The organism is Moorena sp. SIO4E2 (assembly GCF_010671945.1).
GTDB lineage: Bacteria > Cyanobacteriota > Cyanobacteriia > Cyanobacteriales > Coleofasciculaceae > Moorena > Moorena producens.
The window spans coordinates 19,474-22,051 of sequence record NZ_JAAHIE010000074.1; the positions used below are offsets into that span (position 1 = coordinate 19,474).

3 protein-coding genes are annotated in these 2,578 nt (G+C 40.8%); all 3 read right to left on the reverse strand.

The window, feature by feature from the left end; genetic code table 11:
• The coding region (locus tag F6K37_RS11080; protein ID WP_287250153.1) for a PD-(D/E)XK nuclease family transposase at positions 1 to 710 on the reverse strand (710 nt) is incomplete at its 3' end.
• A gap of 76 nt (positions 711 to 786) precedes the next feature.
• Positions 787 to 1,791 (reverse strand): PD-(D/E)XK nuclease family transposase, encoded by a 1,005-nt coding sequence (locus F6K37_RS11085; RefSeq protein WP_287250156.1) that lies wholly within the window; start codon positions 1,789 to 1,791, stop codon positions 787 to 789.
• 307 nt (positions 1,792 to 2,098) lie between these two features.
• Positions 2,099 to 2,296, reverse strand: coding sequence for a hypothetical protein (locus tag F6K37_RS11090; RefSeq protein ID WP_131826841.1), 198 nt, complete (start codon positions 2,294 to 2,296; stop codon positions 2,099 to 2,101).
• Positions 2,297 to 2,578 lie beyond the last annotated feature (282 nt).

Below are 2,578 nucleotides of genomic sequence, written 5' to 3' on the forward strand. Positions count from 1 at the left end.
AGCATACTAATTTCATACCGTTTATCTTCCAGATATTTCTGATAGGCTGCCTTTTCTGTATTTGGTAGACTCTCAATCCTCAGGTTTTCCTTGGCTTGGGCTAATCCCCTGGCTTGGAAGTCTTCCTTGATTTCACTATTTTTTAGGAAATATATCCATTCATCCAAACTGTTTCTGGTCACATCATTAAACTGTTTGACTCTCAAGATGTAATATTCCGGAAATATCTGGTACACCTGCTCAATTTTGAACAACTCCTTCTGGAGATTTGATGGCTCTAGTCTATCCTGGATATGACGTCCGATAAAATCTAATTTCCCCTCATATATGTAATCTTCTCCTTGGCCGAGGGGAAAGTAAACTATATTAATGGAGTAGACCTTTTTGACTTTACTATAAGGCTCTCCTTTATCCAGATATTCGGTAATCAGAGTCGAAACTCCAAATAACATCCGCTGAAAGTAATCATTTTCCGAACTATTTTGCACCTCCACCAGCAATAACTCTCCCGCACTATTGAGAGCTAGAATATCCACCCGGTTGAGTTTATTGTCTTGTGTCCCTCGATTACTTTCGCTTTCTAATATCGATTCAATGGTAATCACTTCCCCGAGTAATTCGCTGATAAAGCCTTCGAGGACAACATAATTAGCTTTATCCCGCAGTTGTTTTTTGATCGCCCAGTCAAAGCGTATGTGTGTTGCTGCCATGATTAGTCTTGCTATCTACAAGCACTATGCCATCTCGACTTAATCTCTTTTAGACTTCTAGTTTAACACCTGGCCATTACTTCGGCAGATGTTGGCTAAACTCATCTAAAGAACTAGCTGTTAATGCCGTTGCCATCAAGTTGTCCACTTGTTGGATATCTAAGCCTTGTATTGTTTCAGATATCTCTGAAGGAATCGTTCCAAATCTTAGTTGGAGTATTCGCTCCAAGCTAGCACGACGTTCTTGTTGAATGCCCTGTTCTATGCCCTGTTCTATGCCCTGTTTTATTCCCTGTTTTATGCCCTGTTCTCTACCCTGTTTTATGCCCTCTTCTCTACCCCTTAATTCTCCGACTGCCTCTGCCCCTTCCAGCATACTAATTTCATACCGTTTATCTTCCAGATATTTCTGATAGGCTGCCTTTTCTGTATTTGGTAGACTCTCAATCCTCAGGTTTTCCTTGGCTTGGGCTAATCCCCTGGCTTGGAAGTCTTCCTTGATTTCACTATTTTTTAGGAAATATATCCATTCATCCAAACTGTTTCTGGTCACATCATTAAACTGTTTGACTCTCAAGATGTAATATTCCGGAAATATCTGGTACACCTGCTCAATTTTGAACAACTCCTTCTGGAGATTTGATGGCTCTAGTCTATCCTGGATATGACGTCCGATAAAATCTAATTTCCCCTCATATATGTAATCTTCTCCTTGGCCGAGGGGAAAGTAAACTATATTAATGGAGTAGACCTTTTTGACTTTACTATAAGGCTCTCCTTTATCCAGATATTCGGTAATCAGAGTCGAAACTCCAAATAACATCCGCTGAAAGTAATCATTTTCCGAACTATTTTGCACCTCCACCAGCAATAACTCTCCCGCACTATTGAGAGCTAGAATATCCACCCGGTTGAGTTTATTGTCTTGTGTCCCTCGATTACTTTCGCTTTCTAATATCGATTCAATGGTAATCACTTCCCCGAGTAATTCGCTGATAAAGCCTTCGAGGACAACATAATTAGCTTTATCTCGCAGTTGTTTTTTGATCGCCCAGTCAAAGCGTATGTGTGTTGCTGCCATGATTAGTCTTGCTATCTACAAGCACTATGCCATCTCGACTTAATTTGATTATACTGGATCAGTGGCTCAGTCCTGAGCAATGGTCTTTAGACAAACCTAGCCAAGAGGGATTAAACTGAAACAATAAGCAATAAGCGAATTTTATCCATTTGAGTTGGTTACCGTGAGAGAGATTTTAAAGGTTATTCTTCCTCAACTGCGTCAGCACTTCGAGAAAATTTACAACGATATGAGGGGATTCGGGTCTCGTCAACATTGGGACTCTACCCCCCGATTCATAATGCGATGTTCCGTTCGCGAACGCAAACTAGAATCGAGTGAAATAATATTCAGGGGTAATCCCTGATGGCTGAGTCTTGTTAAGATGCCATGTTCCGTTCGCGAACGCAAACCAGAGTCGAGTGAAATATGTTGACGGCTGACGGCTGAGTCTTGTTAAGATGCGATGTTCCGTTCGCGAACGGAACAAGGAACAGCTTCGCGATCGCATTAGACAAATGACCAATGACTACTGATTAATGACTAATCAAGGGATGATCCCTGACAGCTGAGAGCTGAATGTTTACCTGATCAGTGTTTTTGGCGATATCCTTTTAAAAAAACTATAATCAATCTACCATAGCTAGAAAATTGACTAATTATTTGGTCCTAATTTAGGATAGTATAATCTAGGGGAGTAAGCTGGGGGGGCGACGATATGGCTTGAAACGATTGATACGTCAAGAGTGTAACGATCTGTGATAGAAAAAGATAGGTCTCAAATTGTCAATAAGACCTATCTGTTGCA